We start from the raw sequence: 20,740 nt of genomic DNA, 5'->3' as shown, positions 1-20,740 counted from the left end.
CACGCCCGGCCCTTCCGGAGCCCCCGCCCCTTCCGGCGGGGGCTCCGTCGTGTCCGGGGCCACAGATGTCCATAGTGTCCACAGGCTCTTGCGCGGGATTACGTAGTTACGTAATCTCAAATTCGTGGAACTGGAAGAGCGCATGACCGAGCTGGAGCGCCGACTGGCGGCGCTCGAAGCGGCCGACCGTACGGCCCCCCGCGTGGGGGAGGGCGACTTCTGGGCCCTGGAGGGGCTCAAGGAGCAGCTCGCCGAGCTGAAGGCGGCCGACGGAGGCGTGCTGTTCACCGGCGCGGTGCGGCTGCCGACCGGCGAGCGGTACGACTGGCAGCACGGCGCGCTCACCTCGGACCTGCTCACCTACGAGTGGCCGGACGCGGCGGAGTCCTTCGCCGCCCTCGGCCACCCGGTCCGGCTCCGGCTGCTCCGCGAGATAACCGGCGGCCGCCGCACCGCCGCCGAACTGGCGGAGCTGGACGACATTGGCACGACCGGGCAGATCTACCACCACCTGCGCCAGCTCACCGCCGCCGGCTGGCTGCGCACCACCGGCCGGGGCCGCCACGAGGTCCCGGCGGGCCGGGTGGTGCCGCTGCTGGTGGCGCTGGCGGCGGCACGGCACTGACGCACCGACGAGCACTGGGGGAAGCATGTCCGCACGCAAACTCGCCAAGACCGCCTACCGCGGGCTCCTCATCGCCTTCTTCGCCCTGGTGACCGCCCACGTGACGCTGGACCTCGGCCATCCGGTGTGGTGGGACTTCCTGCCGCTGCTGCTGGCCCACGTCGTACTGGTCGTCGCCAACCGGTGGGGCGGAGCCCCGGACAGCCCCCGTGCCGCCCGGGAGCCCGTCGAGGTCGAGCCGCCGGTCACCGGCCGCTGGATCGCGCTGAACAGCCCCGCGGACCACACCCCGAGCCACCACACCCATGCCTACGGCCAGACCTTCGCCATCGACGTCGTCGCCGAGCCCGAGCCGGGCTCCCGTCCGGCGTTCCGCGCGCTGTGGCCGATGGCCCGCCGCAACGGCGACTTCCCCGCCTACGGCGCCCCGCTGCACGCGGTGGGCGACGCCACCGTCGTCCGGGCCACCGACCGGGCGCGCGACCACCTCAGCCGCGGCTCCCTGCCCGCGCTGGCGTACCTGATGCTCCTCGAGGCGAACGTGCGGGACCTGTTCGGCGCCGGGAGGATCATCGGCAACCACGTGATCCTCGACCTCGGCGACGGCGCCTACGCGCTCTACGCCCACCTCCGGCGCGGCTCCCTGACCGTCGGCGAGGGCGACCGGGTGCGCGCGGGCCAGGTGATCGCCCAGGTCGGCAACTCGGGCAACTCCACCGAACCCCACCTGCACTTCCAGCTCATGGACGGACCCGACCCGGACACCGCGCGGGGCATCCCCTTCACCTGGCGCGGCACAGGCGTCCCCCGCAACAACGAGGTGTTCGAGGTCCCGGCACAGCGGGCCGGCGCCCGCGCATAGGCTTCCGCCATGCCACCGGCCAGGAAACGCCCCCGCTCCTACGACCCCGCCAGGACCCGCGCCGCCGTCCTGGCCCAGTTCGGGCACGTACGCACGGCGGTCCGCGCCCTCACCCCGGAGCAGCTCGCCGCGCCGACCCGGCTCGGCGACTGGACCGTCCGGCAGCTGGTCGCCCACATCGGCACCGCGCTGCTGGCCGTGGACCGGCTGCTGGACGAGCCGGAGCCCGCCCGGCAGGACGCGCGGCTCCTCGACTGGCCCTCGGCCGTCGCCGCCGACGCCGGCGCCATTGCGGACACCGCGCACCGGCTCGCGGCCGGCCACCCCGACCTCGACGCCTACCTCGCGGACGCCGAGCGGCGCTTCACCGCCCGCCTCGACACCCACCCCGGCGGCAGGCTGCTCCCGACCAGCGCGGGCGCCCTGCCCCTCGCCGACTACGTCGTCACCCGCGCCGTGGAGCTCGTCGTCCACACCGACGACCTGAACGCCGCGGTCCCCGGCCTGGACGTCCCGTACGACCGGCAGGCGCAGGCCACCTGCGTCCGGCTGCTGGCCGACGTGCTCGCCGCGAAGGCGCCCGGCGGCTCGACGGAGGTGCGCGTCCCGCCGTTCGCCGTGGTCCAGTGCGTCGAAGGCCCCCGGCACACCCGGGGCACCCCGCCGAACGTCGTCGAGACCGACCCGCTCACCTGGATCCGGCTGGCCGGCGGCCGTCTCTCCTGGCCGGACGCCGTGGCCTCCGCCGCGGTCGGCGCCAGCGGCGAGCGCGCGGACCTCGGGCCGTACCTGCCGCTGCTCGGCTGAGCAGCGGGCACGTAACGGGGGAACCACTCGCTCCGCCCTTCCGTCGGAACGGCATGGACCGACACAAGCACACCGCGCGCAGGACCCTGACGGCCGTCGCCGTGCTCGTCGTCCCGCTCGCCGCGGCCTGCGGCAGCGAGAAGGCGGGCGCCGGCAGCGGCGCCGCCGAGGCGGAGCGGCCGGTCACCGGCGTCCGCTGGACCGTCGACAGCGTCACCGTCGACGGCGCCACCCACCGTGCCCCCGACGGAGCCCACCTCACCCTCGGCGAGGACGGCCGGGCCACCGGCAGCTACGGCTGCAACCTCTTCGAGGCCCGCGTCCGCACCGACGGCGACCGCGTCCGCATCACCGGCCCGGAGACCACCCTGCGGGCCTGCGACGAGCAGGTCATGCGGGGCGAGAGCGCCGTCTCCCGCGTCCTGGCCGCCGGAGAGCTCAAGGCCGACGTGGCGGGCGGCCGCCTGACGCTGACCGCCGCGTCCGGAGACACCGTGCGCCTCAGCGAGACCGAGGACAGCCCGTTGCACGGCACCCGCTGGAGCGTCACCACCCCCGACGGCGCCGGCCGCGCCCACCTCACCTTCGACGAGAAGCGCGGCGCGGTCTCCGGGAACCTGGGCTGCAACCAGGTGAACGCCGACGCCACCGTGCGCGACGGCCATATCACCCTCGGCGTCCCGTCCCTGACCCGAATGATGTGCGAAGACTCACTCATGGACGCCGAGAAGGCTTTGACGAAGCTCTTCAACGGCACCGCCGCCTACGCCGTCGACGGCGACACCCTCACCCTGACCAGCGAAAACGGCACCGAGATGCGGGCCGTCGCGGCCCGCTGACCCACCCGCGGGCCCGCATCCCGCATTCGGATCAGCGGCCGGTCTCGCCTACACTCGGTGGCGTGCCACGTGGTGACGGACGACTCAACCACGACCTGCTCCCCGGAGAGAAGGGCCCCCAGGACGCCTGCGGCGTCTTCGGTGTCTGGGCTCCGGGTGAAGAGGTCGCCAAGCTCACGTACTTCGGGCTCTACGCCCTCCAGCATCGGGGCCAGGAATCCGCGGGAATCGCGGTCAGCAACGGCTCCCAGATCCTCGTCTTCAAGGACATGGGCCTGGTGTCCCAGGTCTTCGACGAGACCTCCCTCGGCTCCCTCCAGGGTCACATCGCGGTCGGTCACGCCCGCTACTCGACCACCGGCGCCTCCGTGTGGGAGAACGCCCAGCCGACGTTCCGCGCCACCGCGCACGGATCCATCGCGCTCGGGCACAACGGCAACCTGGTGAACACGGCGCAGCTCGCCGGCATGGTCGCCGAGCTCCCCAAGGAGAACGGCCGCGCGCCCAAGGTGGCCGCGACCAACGACACCGACCTGATCACCGCCCTGCTGGCCGGCCAGCGCGCCGCCGACGGCGAGCCGGTGACCGTGGAGCAGGCCGCACACGTGGTCCTGCCCAAGGTCCAGGGCGCCTTCAGCCTCGTCTTCATGGACGAGAACACCCTCTACGCGGCCCGCGACCCGCAGGGCATCCGCCCGCTGGTCCTCGGCCGGCTGGAGCGCGGCTGGGTGGTCGCCTCCGAGTCCGCCGCCCTCGACATCTGCGGCGCGAGCTATGTACGCGAGATCGAGCCGGGCGAGTTCGTCGCCATCGACGAGAACGGACTGCGAACGTCCCGATTCGCGGAAGCGAAGCCCAAGGGCTGCGTCTTCGAGTACGTGTACCTGGCCCGCCCCGACACCGACATCGCCGGCCGGAACGTCTACCTCTCGCGCGTCGAGATGGGCCGCCGTCTCGCCGCCGAGGCCCCGGCCGAGGCCGACCTGGTGATAGCGACGCCGGAGTCCGGCACCCCCGCCGCCATCGGCTACGCGGAGGCCTCCGGCATCCCGTTCGGCGCCGGCCTGGTCAAGAACGCGTACGTCGGCCGTACGTTCATCCAGCCCTCGCAGACCATCCGGCAGCTGGGCATCCGCCTGAAGCTGAACCCGCTCAAGGAAGTCATCAAGGGCAAGCGCCTGGTCGTGGTCGACGACTCGATCGTGCGCGGCAACACCCAGCGGGCCCTGGTCCGCATGCTCCGTGAGGCGGGCGCCGCCGAGGTCCACATCCGGATCTCCTCGCCGCCCGTGAAGTGGCCCTGCTTCTTCGGCATCGACTTCGCCACCCGCGCCGAGCTGATCGCCAACGGCATGACCATCGAGGAGATCGGCACCTCCCTGGGCGCCGACTCCCTGGCGTACATCTCCCTCGACGGCATGATCGAGGCGACCACCATCGCCAAGCCCAACCTGTGCCGCGCCTGCTTCGACGGCGAGTACCCGATGGAGCTGCCCGACCCCGAGCTCCTCGGCAAGCAGCTGTTGGAGACCGAGCTGGCCGCCGGCACCGCCGCCCCGGCCGCGGTCGACGCGATCCGCCGCCCGTAAGCCCTGACGGACGACACGAAAGCTCTCACAGCCATGTCCCAGAACACTGGTGCCAGTTACGCAGCGGCGGGCGTCGACATCGAAGCGGGCGACCGCGCGGTCGAGCTGATGAAGGAGTGGGTGAAGAAGACCCGGCGCCCCGAGGTCCTCGGCGGCATCGGCGGATTCGCCGGCCTCTTCGACGCCTCCGCCCTGAAGAACTACGAGCGCCCGCTGCTCGCCTCCGCCACGGACGGCGTCGGCACCAAGGTCGACATCGCGCGCCGGATGGGCGTGTACGACTCCATCGGCCACGACCTGGTCGCGATGGTCATGGACGACATCGTGGTGTGCGGCGCCGAGCCGCTGTTCATGACCGACTACATCTGCGTCGGCAAGGTCCACCCCGAGCGCGTCGCCGCCCTCGTGAAGGGCATCGCGGAGGGCTGTGTGCTGGCCGGATGCGCCCTGGTGGGCGGCGAGACGGCCGAGCACCCGGGTCTGCTGGGCCCGGACGACTTCGACGTCGCCGGCGCCGGTACGGGCGTGGTGGAGGCCGACCGGCTGCTCGGCGCGGACCGCATCCGTTCGGGTGACGCGGTGATCGCCATGGCGTCCTCCGGGCTGCACTCCAACGGCTACTCGCTCGTCCGGCACGTGCTGCTGGAGCGGGCCGGTCTCGCCCTCGACGCCCGGATCGACGAGCTGGGCCGCACCCTCGGTGAGGAACTGCTGGAGCCCACCAAGATCTACTCGCTGGACTGCCTGGCGCTGATCCGCACCACCGAGGTGCACGCGTTCAGTCACGTCACCGGCGGTGGGCTGGCGGCCAACCTGGCCCGGGTGATCCCCGACGGGCTGCACGCCACGGTGGACCGCTCCACCTGGACGCCCGCTCCGGTGTTCGACCTGGTCGGACGGACCGGTTCGGTCGAGCGGCTGGAGCTGGAGAAGACGCTGAACATGGGCGTCGGCATGATCGCGATCGTGCCGCAGGAATCCGTCGACGTGGCGCTCACCACGCTGGCCGACCGCGGCGTGGACGCCTGGGTGGCCGGCGAGATCACCGAGCGCGGTGACCACATCACGGGTGCGGCTCTTGTCGGTGACTACGCGAACTGAGCACCTGGTCGTTGCCCGCACGGTGAACGTGCGGGCAACGCACCGGCCGACGAGGCCGGTCCGGGCAGCACTGAACCCGGCGGGTGACCGGGATCACCGACCGGGTTCATGCATCACGCAAGGTCAGGCACCGCGACGCTGTTGCGAGGACGGGCCGTCCTCGTCCTCCTCGTCGTCCTCGTAGAGGTCGGCGTACCGTGCGTACAGGTCGTCGTCTTGCTCATCGTCCTCGAAACGGTCACCGTTCGGTGACTGATTCGATGTCGATGCGCCCAGCTCCTCGGCCAGGCGTGAGAGGTCAGTCCCACCGCTGTTGTACTTCAGCTGGCGGGCGACCTTCGTCTGCTTGGCCTTGGCCCGGCCGCGCCCCATGGCTCGACCCCCTCAACGACGGGGCTCGACGGCCCCAGAGTCTTGACACGCGTTCATGGTCCAGAACGGGCTCTCCATGGAGAGACCGGTCCGTAGGGCTTCCACGGTACCTGAGCCCGCGCCCATACGGTACGTCGCCCGTATGACGTGCCCGCGCCCAGGACCGTCGAGGCGCCCCGTCCTCGCTGGTCAACCGCGATAATAACCACTTATCGACGGTCGACCCGCCGGGAGAAGTGAGAGTTCTCTCCAAGTGCCCCCCGGCGGGTACCGCTCATGTGTGCGAAAGCGCCTCGATCGGGGGTGCTTTCGCACCGGCCTCACCGCCGCGGACGCGCCTCCGCCATCCGCTGCTCGGCGATCCGGTCGGCCGCGGCGGCCGGCGGAATACCGTCCTCCTTCGCACGTGCGAATATGGCGAGCGTGGTGTCGAAGATCTTCGACGCCTTCGCCTTGCACCGGTCGAAGTCGAAGCCGTGCAGCTCGTCGGCGACCTGGATCACGCCGCCGGCGTTCACCACGTAGTCCGGCGCGTAGAGGATCCCGCGGTCGGCGAGGTCCTTCTCCACGCCCGGGTGGGCGAGCTGGTTGTTGGCCGCGCCGCAGACCACCTTGGCGGTCAGCACCGGCACGGTGTCGTCGTTCAGGGCGCCGCCGAGCGCGCACGGGGCGTAGACGTCCAGGCCCTCGGTGCGGATCAGCGCCTCGGTGTCGGCCGCCGCCGACACGCCCTCGGGGTGCCGGTCGAGGATCCGGCGGACGGCGTCCTCGCGCACGTCGGTGATCACGACCTCGGCGCCCTCGGCCCGCAGGTGCTCCACCAGGTGGTGCCCGACCTTGCCCACGCCCGCGATGCCGACCTTGCGGTCCCGCAGCGACGGGTCGCCCCACAGGTGCTGGGCGGCGGCCCGCATGCCCTGGTAGACGCCGTAGGAGGTGAGCACCGAGGAGTCGCCCGCGCCGCCGTTCTCGGGGGAGCGGCCGGTGGTCCAGCGGCACTCCCGGGCGACGACGTCCATGTCGGCGACGTAGGTGCCGACGTCGCAGGCGGTGACGTAACGGCCGCCGAGGGAGGCGACGAACCGGCCGTAGGCCAGCAGCAGTTCCTCGGTCTTGATGCGCTCCGGGTCGCCGATGATCACGGCCTTGCCGCCGCCGTGGTCGAGACCGGCCATGGCGTTCTTGTACGACATTCCGCGCGCCAGGTTCAGCGCGTCGGCGACGGCCTCCTCCTCGGAGGCGTACGGGTAGAAGCGCGTGCCGCCCAGGGCGGGGCCCAGGGCGGTGGAGTGGAGGGCGATGACGGCCTTGAGGCCGCTGGCACGGTCCTGGCAGAGCACGACTTGTTCGTGGCCGCCCTGGTCCGAACGGAACAGGGTGTGCAGGACGCCGTCAGATACGTCGGTCACTGTGGTGACTCCTGAGTAAGTAGCGGCGGGTGGGACGGGCTCCCGTACGGGTGGCGGGGGCTGTGGCACGAGAGTAGATCCTCGCGCGCCCGACGGCGCCACTGTGTCCCGGATCACCTCCGTCCGGAGTACCGCGTGCGGCGATCTGCCGGATTTGCCACCCGTCCGGGCGGGGGCCGGGCAGGTTTTCGCAGCGGTCCGCGGGGGAGGGAGCAGAACGTGACCAAGGTGTCCTCGGTGATCGTCCCCTACGCCTCCTACCTGCGCGTGTACGAACCGCTGGCCGCCTTCCCCGAGCCGGAGCGCGGCCACTGGGAGCGGTACGCCCGCCGGCCCGGCCTCCCCTCCTACCAGGACGAGCTGCGCCGGTCGCTGGCCGACCTGGCGCCCACCCCGCCGGTGCCCGTCCCGGTGCACGAGAGCGAGGACGCGTTCGTGCTGGAGACGGACGGCGAGGTCCGCGTCTGTCCGTGGCGCACCCGGCTGCGCGGCTGGCAGGCCCTGGGGGAGCTCGCGGAGGAGTATCCGCTGCCGGTCCTGGACGCCCTGCTGCCCCCGGTCGTGCGGCACCAGACGAGCCGGGACTACGAGCGGTGGCTGGCCGAGCACCCCGACGCGCGGCCGTGGATCCGCACCTCCACCTGGCAGGTGCCGATCAACTGGTTCGTGCTCTTCGCCGACGAGGAGCGCGAGTACGCCGAGGCCTCCGCCGGGGAGGACCCGGTCCTTCGCTATCGCACGCCCATGGTCCAGGCGCGGCGCCGGGTGGCGCGGGGGCTGCGGACGCTGCGGGACGCCGTGGACGAGAGCCTGCTGATCGACGGCCTGGTGGACGTCGGCCGCTGGCTGGAGGAGTTCCACCCGCGCTCGCTGGTCGAGCTGGACTACGGGGGCCTCGTGCACGCCCTGCCGGCCGGCGCCCTGGAGGGCGATCATTCGGCGGCCGACGTCGGTGAGGGGATCGCGGCGCTGCGGCGGGGCGACGAAGGGGACGCGGCAGAGGCCTACGGGCGGCTCGTCGAGCGCTGGCGCGCGGTGCGTGACCTGCGCTCGGCGAACTGACGTTTGACCAAACGCTCTTCTTGGGGTTTTGTCTTCGCCCTGAGGTGGTTGAAGTCGCGTCAGTCCTGAGGCGACATCGGACGTAGCGGCTGTTCCGGGCGTACGTCTCAAGCGTGTCAAGCGTGACGGACCGCACGTACAAGACCCTTGCGTCCCTTGCCCCTCCTCATGCCAAAATAGGACAAGGAGTCCGGGGAGGACTCCTCCGTCCTGCTGTGCTCCACTATGGGCGGAATCTCAGCATTGCACGCTTTGGGGGGTCCGGTGACTCCTGCACGCTGCTGTGACTGATCGTCACAGGGGCGTGACTGTCCGCTATGGCATGGTCCATCGGCTTCCGCGGCTGATGAACACCTGGGAGGGCAATTCCATCGGTTTGGCCGACGTGGCTGGACAGATGGTGTAGTTGTAGTGCCGAGGACAAGCCGTTCGTCCTATAACCGACTCGACTCGCGTCCGCCATTTCGGGCAACGCGGGTCAAGGTGCAGAATTTAGAGGAAAGAACCGAGAAGGTTCGGTTCTCCCGAGGAGGCCGCTCATGACCGCTCGCACCCCTGATGCCGAGCCGCTGCTGACCCCCGCTGAGGTTGCCACCATGTTCCGCGTCGACCCGAAGACGGTCACGCGCTGGGCGAAGGCCGGCAAGCTCACGTCGATCCGCACGCTCGGCGGGCACCGCCGCTACCGCGAGGCCGAGGTCCGCGCACTGCTCGCGGGTATCCCGCAGCAGCGCAGCGAGGCCTGAACCTGCATGAACCGGGCAGAACCGGCTGGTCCCCCACCGGCCGTGACGCCCGCGACTTTTAGCTCCAAGCGACGCGGGGACTGCCCCAACAGCCCCCTCGCCCAACGGACTCAGAGCTTCACAGCCAACTGAACACCGGGTGCGTCGTCGATCGCGCTGGACTCCGCCGGGTCCAGCGCGATCTTTTTTGTGCGTCGGCGGCGGGTGCGCCCGCAGGTCCTGACGGCCTCAACGGCCCTCCGTGCGCGCGGGTTTGCCGGAGTCCGAGGGCGCCTGTGGGCTTGGCCCCGAGCGGGGTCGGCGCGGAGTCTTCGGGGCAGTGCAATTGCACATATTAAATTGACCTGTTGTAGGCGGGGTGTAAGTTCCACCATGGTGAAAACTCATGCGGTGACACCCGTCACATACCGGCCGGGTTGTTGAGCTCACGGCATATGCGCTAGAGGGAACGTGGATCGACGGCGGCTGGTTCCTCCGGGCCCTCGACCGGTTCGGACGGCTCGGCGGCCTCGGCGCCGTCGAAGGGCGCGGAGTCCGTCGCCAGGCGCTGCAGACGATGGCAGACCGGGCAGTGCCGGGTGAGATGGCGGTACGACGACGCGGCCGCGAGGTGCGCGCGGAGCAGGGCCCGCGTCTCGTGCCTGGCCGATGCCGCCATACGCCGCCTCCAGGTCCCCTGCGGACACGTGCCCTGTTCCTGGAGTACCGGGGGGCCGACGGGCCGTCAAGACGGCGCAGGGGCCCGCGACAGGGGCTGTGAGCCCTCTCCGGGCCACGGGCCTGCTGCGGAGTCCTCCGGGCGGCCCCGGGGCGCCGGACGGTTCTCCACATGCGGAAGGCCCGCCATCCCTTACGGGGGGCGGGCCTTCCGGTATGCGGTCCTGACGGGATTTGAACCCGCGGCCTCCACCTTGACAGGGTGGCGAGCACTCCAAACTGCTCCACAGGACCAGGATCGCTGCGCTTTTCCTGCGTTGCGCTGCGAGAAGGACTGTACAGGAGCGGGAGCCCCCTGGTCGAACTCACCCTGTGTGCGGGCCCCGTCACGGCGCCGCGGCGTCGATCGCCTTCACGATCCGCTTGTCCGACACCGGGTACGCCGTGCCCAGGGCGTGGGCGAAGTAGCTGACCCGCAGTTCCTCGATCATCCAGCGGATGTCCCGCACCTGCTGCGGCACCGGCCGCCCCTGCGGCATCTGTTCCAGCAGCCAGGCGTACTCGTCCTGCATCTCGTGGACCTTCGCCATGCGCGTGGTGTCCCGCTGCACGTTCGTCGGCATCTGCTGGAGCCGGCGGTCCGCGGCCACCAGGTACCGCATCAGGTCGGGCAGTCGGCGCAGCCCCGTCTCCGTCACGAAACCCGGCCGCACCAGCCCGTCGAGCTGCGTGCGGACGTCCTGGAGGTTCGGCAGCAGCGCGGGGCTGCGGACGCCCTTCAGGCGGCGCTCACAGGCCTGCCAGGCGGCCAGCACCTGCTGGACCTGGCCGACCGCCCGGACCGTCGTGTCGACGATCTCCGCGCGCACCTTGTCGAACAGCTTCCGGTACGACTCCTCGTCCCACACCGGGCCGCCGAAGTCCGCGATCAGCTGGTCCGCCGCGGCCATGGCGCAGTCGTCGAACAGCGCCTGCACCGAGCCGTGCGGATTGGCGGACAGGGCGAGCTTCTGAGGGTTGGCCAGCTTTTCGGAAGCGAACTTCGCGGGGTTGACCGGGATGCCCAGCAGGATCAGCCGCCGGGTGCCCTTCCACATCGCCTCCGCCTGCTCGGCCTCCGAGTCGAACAGCCGCACCGACACCGAGTCGCCGTCGTCCACCAGCGCCGGGTACGCCTTCACCGGCTGGCCGGCCCGACGGGTCTCGAACACCCGGGTGAGCGAACCGATCGTCCAGTCCGTCAGTCCCCTGCGCTCCAGCGACTCCCCGCCCCGGCGCTGCGCCGTGGCGGCGGCCGCCTGCGACAGCGCCTTGCGCGCCTTGGGCCGCAGCTGGAGCTTGAGCGCCTCCAGGTCCTTGTCCTCGGCGAGCGTGCGGCGCCGCTCGTCGACGATCCGGAACGTCACCTTCAAGTGGTCCGGGACGCGGGACCAGTCGAAGTCGTCCGCCTCGAACGGCACGCCGACCATCCGCTTCAGCTCGCGGGCCATCGTGACGGTCAGCGGCTCCTGCAGCGGCACCGCGCGCTCCAGGAACGCCTTCGCGTAGTTCGGCGCGGGGACGTAGTTGCGCCGGATCGGCTTGGGCAGGGAGCGGATCAGCTCGGTGACGACCTCTTCCCGCAGACCCGGGATCTGCCAGTCGAAGCCCTCGTCCGTGACCTGGTTCAGCACCTGGAGCGGGATGTGGACGGTGACGCCGTCCGCGTCCGCCCCGGGCTCGAACTGGTACGTCACACGGAACTTGAGCGGGCCCTGGCGCCAGGAGTCGGGGTAGTCGGCCTTGGTGACCGCGTCCGCCGACTCACGGATCAGCATCTCCCGCTCGAAGTCGAGGAAGTCGGGCTGCTCGCGCCGCTTGTGCTTCCACCACGAGTCGAAGTGCGCCCCCGACACCACGTGCTCGGGGATCCGCTGGTCGTAGAAGTCGAAGAGGGTCTCGTCGTCGACCAGGATGTCCCGGCGCCGCGCCCGGTGCTCCAGCTCCTCGACCTCGGTCAGCAGCTTGCGGTTGTCCGCGAAGAACTTGTGGTGCGTGCGCCAGTCGCCCTCGACCAGGGCGTTGCGGATGAACAGCTCGCGGGACAGCTCCGGGTCGATCCGGCCGTAGTTCACCTTCCGCTGCGCCACGATCGGCACGCCGTACAGCGTGACCTTCTCGTACGCCATCACGGCCGCCTGGTCCTTCTCCCAGTGCGGCTCGCTGTAGGTGCGCTTGATCAGGTGCTCCGCGAGCGGCTCCACCCATTCCGGCTCGATCTTCGCGTTGACCCGCGCCCACAGCCGGGACGTCTCCACCAGCTCCGCCGACATCACGAACCGCGGCGGCTTCTTGAACAGGGCGGAGCCCGGGAAGATGGCGAACTTGGCGTTGCGCGCGCCGAGATACTCGTTGCGTCCGCCGTCGCGCCGGCCGCCCTGTCCGGAGTCCTTGGACTCCTTCACGTCCTTCATGCCGATGTGCGAGAGCAGCCCGGACAGCAGCGAGACGTGGATGCGGTCGGCGGGGGCGTCCTGGTCGTCGAGGTGCATGCCCATCTGCTTGGCGACGGTCCGCAGCTGGGCGTAGATGTCCTGCCACTCGCGGATCCGCAGGAAGTTCAGGTACTCCTGCTTGCACATCCGCCGGAACGACGACGAACCGCGCTCCTTCTGCTGCTCGCGGATGTACCGCCACAGGCTGAGGAAGGCGAGGAAGTCGCTGGTCTCGTCACGGAACCGGGCGTGCTGCTGGTCGGCCTGCGTCTGCTTGTCGGAGGGCCGCTCGCGCGGGTCCTGGATCGACAGGGCGGCCGCGATGACCATGACCTCGCGGACGCAGCCGTTGCGCTCGGCCTCCAGCACCATGCGCGCCAGCCGGGGGTCCACCGGCAGCTGGGCCAGCTTCCGGCCGGTCTGCGTGAGGCGCTTGCGCGGGTCCTTCTGCGTGGGGTCCAGCGCACCGAGCTCCTGGAGCAGCTGGACGCCGTCGCGGATGTTGCGGTGGTCCGGCGGGTCGATGAAGGGGAACTTCTCGATCTCGCCCAGGCCGGCGGCCGTCATCTGGAGGATGACCGAGGCGAGGTTGGTCCGCAGGATCTCCGCGTCGGTGAACTCCGGACGGGACAGGAAGTCGTCCTCGCTGTACAGCCGGATGCAGATGCCGTCCGAGGTGCGGCCGCAGCGGCCCTTGCGCTGGTTGGCGCTGGCCTGCGAGATCGGCTCGATCGGCAGCCGCTGCACCTTGGTGCGGTGGCTGTAGCGCGAGATGCGGGCGAAGCCCGGGTCGATGACGTACTTGATGCCGGGGACGGTGAGGGAGGTCTCGGCCACGTTGGTCGCCAGCACGATCCGGCGTCCGCCGTGCGGCTGGAACACCCGGTGCTGTTCGGCGTGCGACAGCCGGGCGTACAGCGGCAGTACCTCGGTGGAGCGGTACCGCTTCCTGGTCAGCGCGTCCGCGGTGTCCCGGATCTCCCGCTCACCGGAGAGGAACACCAGGATGTCGCCGGGTCCCTCCGCCATCAGCTCCTCGACGGCGTCGGTGATCGCGGTGATCTGGTCCCGGTCGGCGTCGTCGGAGTCCTCCTCCAGCAGCGGCCGGTACCGCACCTCCACCGGATACGTGCGCCCGCTGACCTCGATGATCGGGGCGTCGTCGAAGTGCCGGGAGAAGCGCTCCGGGTCGATGGTCGCCGAGGTGATGACGACCTTGAGGTCGGGACGCTTCGGCAGCAGCTGCGCGAGATAGCCGAGCAGGAAGTCGATGTTCAGCGACCGCTCGTGCGCCTCGTCGATGATGATCGTGTCGTAGGCGCGCAGTTCGCGGTCGGTCTGGATCTCCGCGAGGAGGATGCCGTCCGTCATCAGCTTGATGAACGTGGCGTCCGGGTTCACCTGGTCGGTGAAGCGGACCTTCCAGCCGACGGCCTCGCCGAGCGGGGTGTCCAGCTCCTCGGCGACGCGCTCGGCCACCGTGCGGGCCGCGATCCGCCGGGGCTGGGTGTGCCCGATCATGCCGCGGACGCCCCGGCCCAGCTCCATGCAGATCTTCGGGATCTGCGTGGTCTTGCCGGAGCCCGTCTCACCGGCCACGATCACCACCTGGTGATCACGGATGGCCTCGGCGATGGCGTCCTTCTTCTGGCTGACGGGCAGCTGCTCGGGATACCTGACCTCCGGCACCCTGGCCCGGCGCACCGCCATCCGCTCCTCGGCCGCGGCGACCTCCGCCTCGATCTCACCGAGCACGGCGGCACGCGCCTCCGGCTTACGGATCTTGCGGGCGCCCTCCAGCCGCCGCCCGAGCCGGTGCGCATCGCGCAGCGACAGTTCGGAGAGGCGGGAGGCGAGGGAGCCGAGGGCGGGGGCAGAGTGCGTAGACATACGGACTCCAGGATCTCAGACCGCGGAAAAACGCGGCGAGCCATTTTGCCGGGGCACACAACAAGGCCCCGATCGGAGATCGGGGCCTTGGCTGTGGCTGGGGCCGGGGTCGAACCGGCGACCTTCCGCTTTTCAGGCGGACGCTCGTACCAACTGAGCTACCCAGCCGCGGTGTTTCACGTGAAACACCAGCGGTCCTGACGGGATTTGAACCCGCGGCCTCCACCTTGACAGGGTGGCGAGCACTCCAAACTGCTCCACAGGACCAAGCTTGTGTCGTACGACAGTGTCGCACAGGGTGGTGCGTGCCCCCAACGGGATTCGAACCCGTGCTACCGCCTTGAAAGGGCGGCGTCCTAGGCCGCTAGACGATGAGGGCTATCGGCCCGCCTGGGCGCTTCTCAGCGCGTCGGGGACGTGAGAAGCATATGGGATGGCGGGACGGTTCGCCAAAACCGTTTAGGAGCGGGGCCGCGACGGCGTGGCGGGGGAGGGCGAGGGAGTGCTCCCCGACGGGCTGCCGGAGGGGGAGCCGGAGGCGCTTCCCGAGGGGGACGGGGAGGCGCCCGCGCCCGGCTGGTTCTCCTCGGGCAGGTGCCGGCTGACCTCCGCCGTGGTCAGGCCGAGGCCGCCCAGCTCGATCGAGTCCCAGGCCTGGAGACGCCTGGTGTCCCGGTCGAAGTAGAGGATCGACGTCTCGATGGGGTCCGGGTACTCCCCCTCGATCGCACGCAGACCGCTGCCGCCGGTGGAGCCCTCGACGCGCAGCCGGGTGCCGTACCGCATCACCTCGGTGTCCTCGCGGTGCAGGTGACCGGAGAGGACCAGCGGCACGGTGCCGTCGACCTCGCGGGCCGCCGAGGGCTCGTGGACGACCGCCACGTCCACGGGGGTGCCGGCCCTCTTCTGGTCCCGCATCGCGGAGGCGAGACGGGCGCCCGCCAGCTCCTGGGACTGCTCGGCCCCGGTCCTCCGGGTGCGGTCGGGGGTGAACTGCGGGTCGCCGATGCCCGCGAACCGCAGGCCCGCGACGGTCCTCGCCCGCCCGTCGTCAAGGACGTGCACGTTCCTCATCCGTTCGAGGTGGCGCTGGGTGACGAGGGAGTCGTGGTTGCCGCGCACCCACACGTACGGGGCGCCCAGGTCCTCGATCGGGTCCAGGAAGCCGTTCTCGGCGGCCGTGCCGTGGTCCATCGTGTCGCCGGAGTCCACGATCACGTCCACCTGGTACTGCTCCACCAGCGAGGCGATGATCTTCCAGCTCGCGGGGTTGAGGTGGATGTCGGAGACGTGCAGGACGCGGATGGTGGTCGGGTCCGGCTGGTAGACGGGGAGCGTGGAGGTGGCGTCGTAGAGCTTGGTCACGTTGGTGACCAGACGGGCCAGCTCCCGCTGGTAGACGTCGAACTCGGTCACGATGCTGCGCGCGTCGCCGACCAGCGAGGGCGCGGAGGACAGCAGGCCGGAGAACTTCGGCTCCAGCACCGAGTCCGGGTTCCAGGTCGCGTACGCCGTGCCGCCGGACGCGGCCAGCAGGCCGAGGGCGAGCCCCCCGGCGGCCAGGGCGCGGCGCGGGCGGCGGTAGACGAGGAGGCCGAGCGTGGCGGCGCCGGTGACGACGGCGACGCAGGAGCGCACGGCGAGGTCCGCGGTGCCGCGGGCGATGTCCTCGGTGACCTCGTCCTGGAGCCCCGAGAGGCGTTCCGGGTGGTCGACGAGGGCCCGGGAGCGCTCGGGGTCGAGCTGGTCGACGTTGACGTCCAGGCGCACCGGCGCGATGTGGCTGTCGAGCTGCAGCGCGCCCAGGGGGGAGACATTGATCTTCGTCCCGCCGGAGAAGGACGGCCGCAGGGTCATGGTGGTGTTCATGGGGCCGACCGGCACGCGGACGTTGCCGACGACGAGCAGACCGAGCCACGCACCGAGCAGAACCACCGCGACCAGTCCGAGGGCGCGCGCCCAGGGGCGCGGCCGCGCGTCGAGGACGGCGGCCGGGGGCGGACCGGCGGAGCGGGGGCGGCGGGTCAGGGCCTGCGGGAGCCGTGGAAAGCGGTGGAACAGGTTCATGACGGCAGTCGGGACGCGGGCCATTGATCCCCTATGCCCGTACGGGCGGCCGGATATGCGGGCTCCGCCCGCTCTCGTACGGACCGATCGTCCCCGACAATGGCTTCGTGCTGGAGATGACGCGCGAGGAGTTCGAGGAGCTGGTCGCCGAGGCGCTGGACCGGATCCCCCCGGAGCTGACGCGGCTCATGGACAACGTCGCGGTGTTCGTGGAGGACGAGCCGCCGGCGGACGACCCGGAGCTGCTCGGGCTGTACGAGGGGACGCCGCTGACCGAGCGGGGGGAGTGGTACGCCGGGGTGCTGCCCGACCGGATCACCGTCTACCGGGGGCCGACCCTGCGGATGTGCGAGTCCCGGGAGGACGTGGTCACGGAGACCGAGATCACAGTGGTGCACGAGATCGCGCACCACTTCGGGATCGACGACGCCCGGCTGCACGCGCTCGGCTACGGATAGGCCGCCCGCGTGTCCTCCTGCGGGTGACGGGAGTTGGGGTTGTCGACCCTGTACTCCAACCGGAGGTGGCCCGTGCGCCGCTTGTACGTACCCGTCCGCCTGGCCGCCACGGTCGTGGCGGTCGCCGCTGCCGCCGGATGCGTGAGCGTGGGTGACGACGGCACCGGGGGAAAGGCCGGGCCGTCCCCCTCCGCGGGCCGGCCGGGCGGCGAGGCCCCGGACGGCGCGGTCGCCGAGCCGGGCGGCGGCAGGGCCGGTCACGGAGCCGCCGGGGGCGACGGCGGACGCGGCGGGGGCGGCGACCGGGACAGGAGCGGCGAGGACGAGGGGAAGGACCGCGACGAGGAACGCCCCTCCCCGTCCGACGGCCGGCCGTCCGCCGACGCGAGCCGCCCCGCGCAGGACGACGGGGGCGGTTCCGGCGAACCCGCGCGCCCGAGCCCCGACGACCGCCCCGGTCCGCCGGAGCCCAGCCGGACCCCGGAACCGCAGCCCTCGGACCCGCCGCCCGACCCTGGGCCCACGTCCGAGCCGACCCAGGCCGAGCCGTCCTCGTCCGCCCACCAGCCGCCCGAGCCCCAGCTCGCGCAGCGGGAGCCCGCGCCGAGAGCGGGGGCGCCGGCCTAGCCGTCACCGGGCCCCGCCGCCCGGCGGCACCCCTCCCACCTGACGATTTGCACCCGAGGGGCCGGGGTGCGTATGGTGGCAGATCGTCTGATCCTATTTGCCCGGCGCCACAACAGAGCGCGCCGTGTGGCGCGTACTCTCTCCCTTGCCGTGGTGGACCGCATTGAGGCGGTCGTAATTGCGAACTGCGAATCACGGAGTTGACGGGCGCGTGCCGAAGAGACTCCGGAAGGTTTCGCATTCGTATGCCCATCGCCAGTACTGATCACGTCGTCGTGCCCGAGAACACCGAGGACACCGACACCACCGCCGCCACCGAGGCGGCGACCCCCGAGATCACCTTCGCCTCCCTCGGCCTCCCCGAGGGCATCGTGCGCAAGCTCGCGCAGAACGGCGTGACCAGCCCCTTCCCGATCCAGGCCGCGACCATCCCGGACGCCCTGGCCGGCAAGGACATCCTCGGCCGCGGCCGCACCGGCTCCGGCAAGACCCTCTCCTTCGGTCTGCCGACCCTGGCGCAGCTCGCCGGCGGCCGCACCGAGAAGCACAAGCCGCGCGCCGTCATCCTGACGCCGACCCGCGAGCTGGCCATGCAGGTGGCCGACGCCCTCCAGCCCTACGGCGACGTCCTCGGCCTGAAGATGAAGGTCGTCTGCGGCGGCACCTCCATGGGCAACCAGATCTACGCCCTCGAGCGCGGCGTCGACGTCCTCGTCGCCACCCCGGGCCGGCTGCGCGACATCATCAACCGCGGCGCCTGCTCCCTGGAGAACGTGGAGATCGCGGTCCTCGACGAGGCCGACCAGATGTCCGACCTCGGCTTCATGCCCGAGGTGACGGAGCTGCTGGACCAGGTCCCCGCGGGCGGCCAGCGCATGCTGTTCTCCGCCACCATGGAGAACGAGATCAAGACCCTCGTCGACCGCTACCTCGACTCCCCGGTGTCGCACGAGGTGGACGCGGCACAGGGCGCGGTGACGACCATGTCGCACCACATCCTCGTCGTGAAGCCCAAGGACAAGGCGCCGGTCACCGCGGCCATCGCCTCCCGCAAGGGCCGCACGATCATCTTCGTCCGCACCCAGCTCGGCGCCGACCGCGTCGCCGAGCAGCTGCGCGACGCCGGCGTGAAGGCCGAGGCGCTGCACGGCGGCATGACCCAGGGCGCCCGCACCCGCACCCTGGCCGACTTCAAGGACGGCTACGTCAACGTCCTGGTCGCCACCGACGTCGCCGCCCGCGGCATCCACGTCGACGGCATCGACCTGGTGCTGAACGTCGACCCGGCCGGCGACCACAAGGACTACCTGCACCGCGCCGGCCGCACGGCGCGCGCCGGCCGCACCGGCACGGTCGTCTCCCTGTCGCTGCCGCACCAGCGGCGCCAGATCTTCCGGCTGATGGAGGACGCGGGCGTCGACGCCACGCGCCACATCATCCAGGGCGGCGCCGCCTTCGACCCGGAGGTCGCCGAGATCACCGGCGCCCGGTCGATGACCGAGGTGCAGGCCGAATCCGCCGGCAACGCCGCCCAGCAGGCCGAGCGTGAGGTCGCCCAGCTCACCAAGGAGCTGGAGCGGGCCCAGCGCCGCGCCACCGAGCTGCGCGAGGAGGCCGACCGCCTGCTGGCGCGCGCCGCGCGCGAGCGGGGCGAGGACCCCCAGGCCGTGACCGCCGAGGCGGCCGCCGTGGTCGCCGAGGCCGAGGTGACGCTGCCGGAGCAGCCGACCGCGCGGGACGTCGAGCGGACCGAGCGGACCGAGCGCGCGGAGGCCCCGGCGCCGTACGAGCGGCGGGACGACCGTGACGACCGCGGCGGGTTCCGCCGGGACGACCGCGGCGACCGCGGCGGGTTCCGTCGTGACGACCGCCGGGACGAGCGGGGCGACCGCGGCGGGCGTTCCTTCGAGCGCCGTGACGACCGCGGTGGCTTCAACCGCGACCGCGGTGACCGCGGCGGCTTCCGCCGGGACGACCGCCGGGACGACCGTGGCGGCCGGTCCTTCGACCGCCGTGACGGCGACCGTGGCGGTTTCCGCCGGGACGACCGTGACGACCGCGGCGGCTTCCGCCGGGACGACCGCGGTGACCGGGGCGGCTTCAACCGCGACCGCGGTGACCGTGGCGGGTTCCGTCGTGACGACCGCCGGGACGAGCGGGGCGACCGCGGCGGGCGTTCCTTCGAGCGCCGTGACGACCGCGGTGGCTTCGACCGCGACCGCGACCGCGGCGGGTTCCGCCGGGACGACCGTCCCGGCCACCGCGGCAGCGACCGCCCCTTCAACCGCGACCGTCAGGGCGACCGCCCGGGCTTCCGCTCCGGCGGCCACGACCGCCCGTACGGCCGTCGTGACGACCACCGCGGCGGCGGCTCCTTCCAGCGCCGCGAGGACAAGCCGCGCTGGAAGCGCAACGGCTGACCCCGCCTCACCGGACCGACCGCCGAGGGCCCGCGCGACACCTGTCGCGCGGGCCCTCGCGCATGTGTGCCCCTCCGGCCGCAACGCCGCCTGCCCGATACCCGATCGGCTCCCCGGCCGCGTCCGGCTATGCTCGGGGAGGCAACATCGCCAGGGGCCCTTAGCTCAATTGGCAGAGCAGTGGACTTTTAATCCATTGGTTGTGGGTTCGAGTCCCACAGGGCCTACCTCCCGCGGGAGGGGGAGCCCCCCGACGCGCGGAACGGCGCTCGTACCGGCCAGGCCGGTACGAGCGCCGTTCGCGTATCCAGGAAGGGGCGGATCAGTACGGTGACGGGCGCCGGGCGGCGTTCTCGTCCGGGCGCCGGTGGGGGTCGATGAGCTGCACGCCGATTCCGCTGGTCACCAGGCCCGCCGCGATCAGCAGCCCGTCGGGGACGACGATGCCCGCGACCAGCATGCCCAGCCCGATGACCAGCACCCACCAGGCGCCGGCGCGCCGGTACTCGCGCGGGCGGGCCGGGCGGCCGGTGGCCAGGGAACGGGCGAAACGGGGGTCCTCGTGCTCGAGTCGGGCCGCGAGGTCGACCAGGCGATCGTCGTCGGACTGGGGCACGGCTCCTCCTTCCCAGGGGGTGGCCGCCCGGTCACACCGTCGACGGCCGTCGCTCCGAGCACCGGGACGTGCGCGGACCGCCGGCTTGCCGCGAACGCGGGCCGTTGTCCTGGAGTGTG

At 71.7% G+C, this 20,740-nt stretch carries 17 protein-coding genes and 5 tRNA genes; 12 read left to right on the top strand and 10 right to left on the bottom strand.

The genetic code is table 11. From position 1 onward, the window contains the following. The first annotated feature begins 142 nt into the window (after window positions 1-142). From ACIQ8B_RS02890 to purM, 6 genes are all read left to right on the top strand, one after another. Window positions 143-625, top strand: coding sequence for a helix-turn-helix transcriptional regulator (locus ACIQ8B_RS02890; protein ID WP_106413521.1), 483 nt, complete (start codon window positions 143-145; stop codon window positions 623-625). A gap of 25 nt (window positions 626-650) precedes the next feature. Further along, a complete protein-coding gene (locus tag ACIQ8B_RS02885) occupies window positions 651-1,487 on the top strand; it encodes a M23 family metallopeptidase (protein ID WP_403544815.1) in 837 nt (278 codons plus the stop codon). Between the two features lie 9 nt (window positions 1,488-1,496). Then, window positions 1,497-2,294, top strand: a complete 798-nt coding sequence (locus ACIQ8B_RS02880; RefSeq protein ID WP_290001954.1) for a maleylpyruvate isomerase family mycothiol-dependent enzyme — start codon at window positions 1,497-1,499, stop codon at window positions 2,292-2,294. Between the two features lie 53 nt (window positions 2,295-2,347). Further along, window positions 2,348-3,133: an META domain-containing protein gene (locus ACIQ8B_RS02875; protein WP_290001953.1), complete on the top strand. Its 786-nt coding sequence runs from the start codon at window positions 2,348-2,350 to the stop codon at window positions 3,131-3,133. A gap of 62 nt (window positions 3,134-3,195) precedes the next feature. Then, entirely contained in the window at window positions 3,196-4,722 is a 1,527-nt protein-coding gene (gene purF, locus ACIQ8B_RS02870; RefSeq protein ID WP_106413525.1) for an amidophosphoribosyltransferase, read from the top strand. A gap of 33 nt (window positions 4,723-4,755) precedes the next feature. Next, window positions 4,756-5,823 (top strand): phosphoribosylformylglycinamidine cyclo-ligase, encoded by a 1,068-nt coding sequence (gene purM, locus ACIQ8B_RS02865; RefSeq protein ID WP_403544812.1) that lies wholly within the window; start codon window positions 4,756-4,758, stop codon window positions 5,821-5,823. A 123-nt stretch (window positions 5,824-5,946) separates the two neighbouring features. Here the strand turns inward: purM and ACIQ8B_RS02860 are convergent, their stop codons facing one another. Both ACIQ8B_RS02860 and ACIQ8B_RS02855 read right to left on the bottom strand, forming a co-directional pair. Continuing rightward, window positions 5,947-6,195 carry a DUF3073 domain-containing protein gene (locus ACIQ8B_RS02860; RefSeq protein ID WP_106413527.1) on the bottom strand — a complete coding sequence of 83 codons (249 nt, stop codon included), beginning with the start codon at window positions 6,193-6,195 and terminating at the stop codon, window positions 5,947-5,949. 320 nt (window positions 6,196-6,515) lie between these two features. Next, complete coding sequence (locus tag ACIQ8B_RS02855) at window positions 6,516-7,604, bottom strand: Leu/Phe/Val dehydrogenase (protein ID WP_403544809.1); 1,089 nt, start codon at window positions 7,602-7,604, stop codon at window positions 6,516-6,518. Between the two features lie 219 nt (window positions 7,605-7,823). On the opposite strand from ACIQ8B_RS02855, the gene ACIQ8B_RS02850 reads away from it, so the two are divergent. Together ACIQ8B_RS02850 and bldC are read left to right on the top strand one after the other, a co-directional pair. Then, the gene (locus ACIQ8B_RS02850; RefSeq protein WP_290001941.1) at window positions 7,824-8,666 is read left to right on the top strand and encodes a hypothetical protein; all 843 of its coding nucleotides are present in this window, start codon (window positions 7,824-7,826) and stop codon (window positions 8,664-8,666) included. Window positions 8,667-9,205: 539 nt separating this feature from the next. After that, window positions 9,206-9,412, top strand: coding sequence for a developmental transcriptional regulator BldC (gene bldC, locus ACIQ8B_RS02845; protein ID WP_003949541.1), 207 nt, complete (start codon window positions 9,206-9,208; stop codon window positions 9,410-9,412). A 439-nt stretch (window positions 9,413-9,851) separates the two neighbouring features. Here the strand turns inward: bldC and ACIQ8B_RS02840 are convergent, their stop codons facing one another. The 7 genes from ACIQ8B_RS02840 to ACIQ8B_RS02810 form a co-directional block, all read right to left on the bottom strand. Then, entirely contained in the window at window positions 9,852-10,070 is a 219-nt protein-coding gene (locus ACIQ8B_RS02840; protein ID WP_403544807.1) for a DUF6274 family protein, read from the bottom strand. A 218-nt stretch (window positions 10,071-10,288) separates the two neighbouring features. Next, window positions 10,289-10,363 (bottom strand) — tRNA-Asp (locus ACIQ8B_RS02835). Between the two features lie 92 nt (window positions 10,364-10,455). Next, the gene (gene hrpA / locus ACIQ8B_RS02830; RefSeq protein WP_403544805.1) at window positions 10,456-14,433 is read right to left on the bottom strand and encodes an ATP-dependent RNA helicase HrpA; all 3,978 of its coding nucleotides are present in this window, start codon (window positions 14,431-14,433) and stop codon (window positions 10,456-10,458) included. A gap of 94 nt (window positions 14,434-14,527) precedes the next feature. Then, window positions 14,528-14,601: transfer RNA gene (locus tag ACIQ8B_RS02825), tRNA-Phe, on the bottom strand. Window positions 14,602-14,625: 24 nt separating this feature from the next. Beyond that, window positions 14,626-14,700 (bottom strand) — tRNA-Asp (locus tag ACIQ8B_RS02820). Between the two features lie 39 nt (window positions 14,701-14,739). Beyond that, window positions 14,740-14,812 (bottom strand) — tRNA-Glu (locus ACIQ8B_RS02815). 80 nt (window positions 14,813-14,892) lie between these two features. Continuing rightward, window positions 14,893-16,524, bottom strand: coding sequence for a metallophosphoesterase (locus ACIQ8B_RS02810; protein ID WP_290001934.1), 1,632 nt, complete (start codon window positions 16,522-16,524; stop codon window positions 14,893-14,895). Window positions 16,525-16,607: 83 nt separating this feature from the next. Here ACIQ8B_RS02810 and ACIQ8B_RS02805 point away from each other — a divergent pair, with 83 nt between their 5' ends. The 4 genes from ACIQ8B_RS02805 (at window position 16,608) to ACIQ8B_RS02790 (ending at window position 20,232) form a co-directional block, all read left to right on the top strand. Beyond that, entirely contained in the window at window positions 16,608-16,958 is a 351-nt protein-coding gene (locus tag ACIQ8B_RS02805; RefSeq protein WP_026244081.1) for a metallopeptidase family protein, read from the top strand. A 72-nt stretch (window positions 16,959-17,030) separates the two neighbouring features. Next, on the top strand, window positions 17,031-17,585 hold the full coding sequence (locus tag ACIQ8B_RS02800) for a hypothetical protein (protein ID WP_403544802.1): 555 nt from the start codon (window positions 17,031-17,033) through the stop codon (window positions 17,583-17,585). A gap of 245 nt (window positions 17,586-17,830) precedes the next feature. Continuing rightward, window positions 17,831-20,005: a DEAD/DEAH box helicase gene (locus ACIQ8B_RS02795; protein ID WP_403544800.1), complete on the top strand. Its 2,175-nt coding sequence runs from the start codon at window positions 17,831-17,833 to the stop codon at window positions 20,003-20,005. A 154-nt stretch (window positions 20,006-20,159) separates the two neighbouring features. Then, window positions 20,160-20,232, top strand: a tRNA-Lys gene (locus ACIQ8B_RS02790). Window positions 20,233-20,327: 95 nt separating this feature from the next. Here ACIQ8B_RS02790 and ACIQ8B_RS02785 read toward each other — a convergent pair. Then, the gene (locus tag ACIQ8B_RS02785; protein ID WP_403544798.1) at window positions 20,328-20,621 is read right to left on the bottom strand and encodes a DUF3040 domain-containing protein; all 294 of its coding nucleotides are present in this window, start codon (window positions 20,619-20,621) and stop codon (window positions 20,328-20,330) included. Between the last annotated feature and the right edge of the window lie 119 nt (window positions 20,622-20,740).

Origin of the sequence: Streptomyces sp. NPDC096105, assembly GCF_044763335.1 — a bacterium.
Lineage (GTDB): Bacteria > Actinomycetota > Actinomycetes > Streptomycetales > Streptomycetaceae > Streptomyces.
Note: the sequence above shows the minus strand (reverse complement) of the source record. Positions and strands in the feature narration are given on the sequence as shown.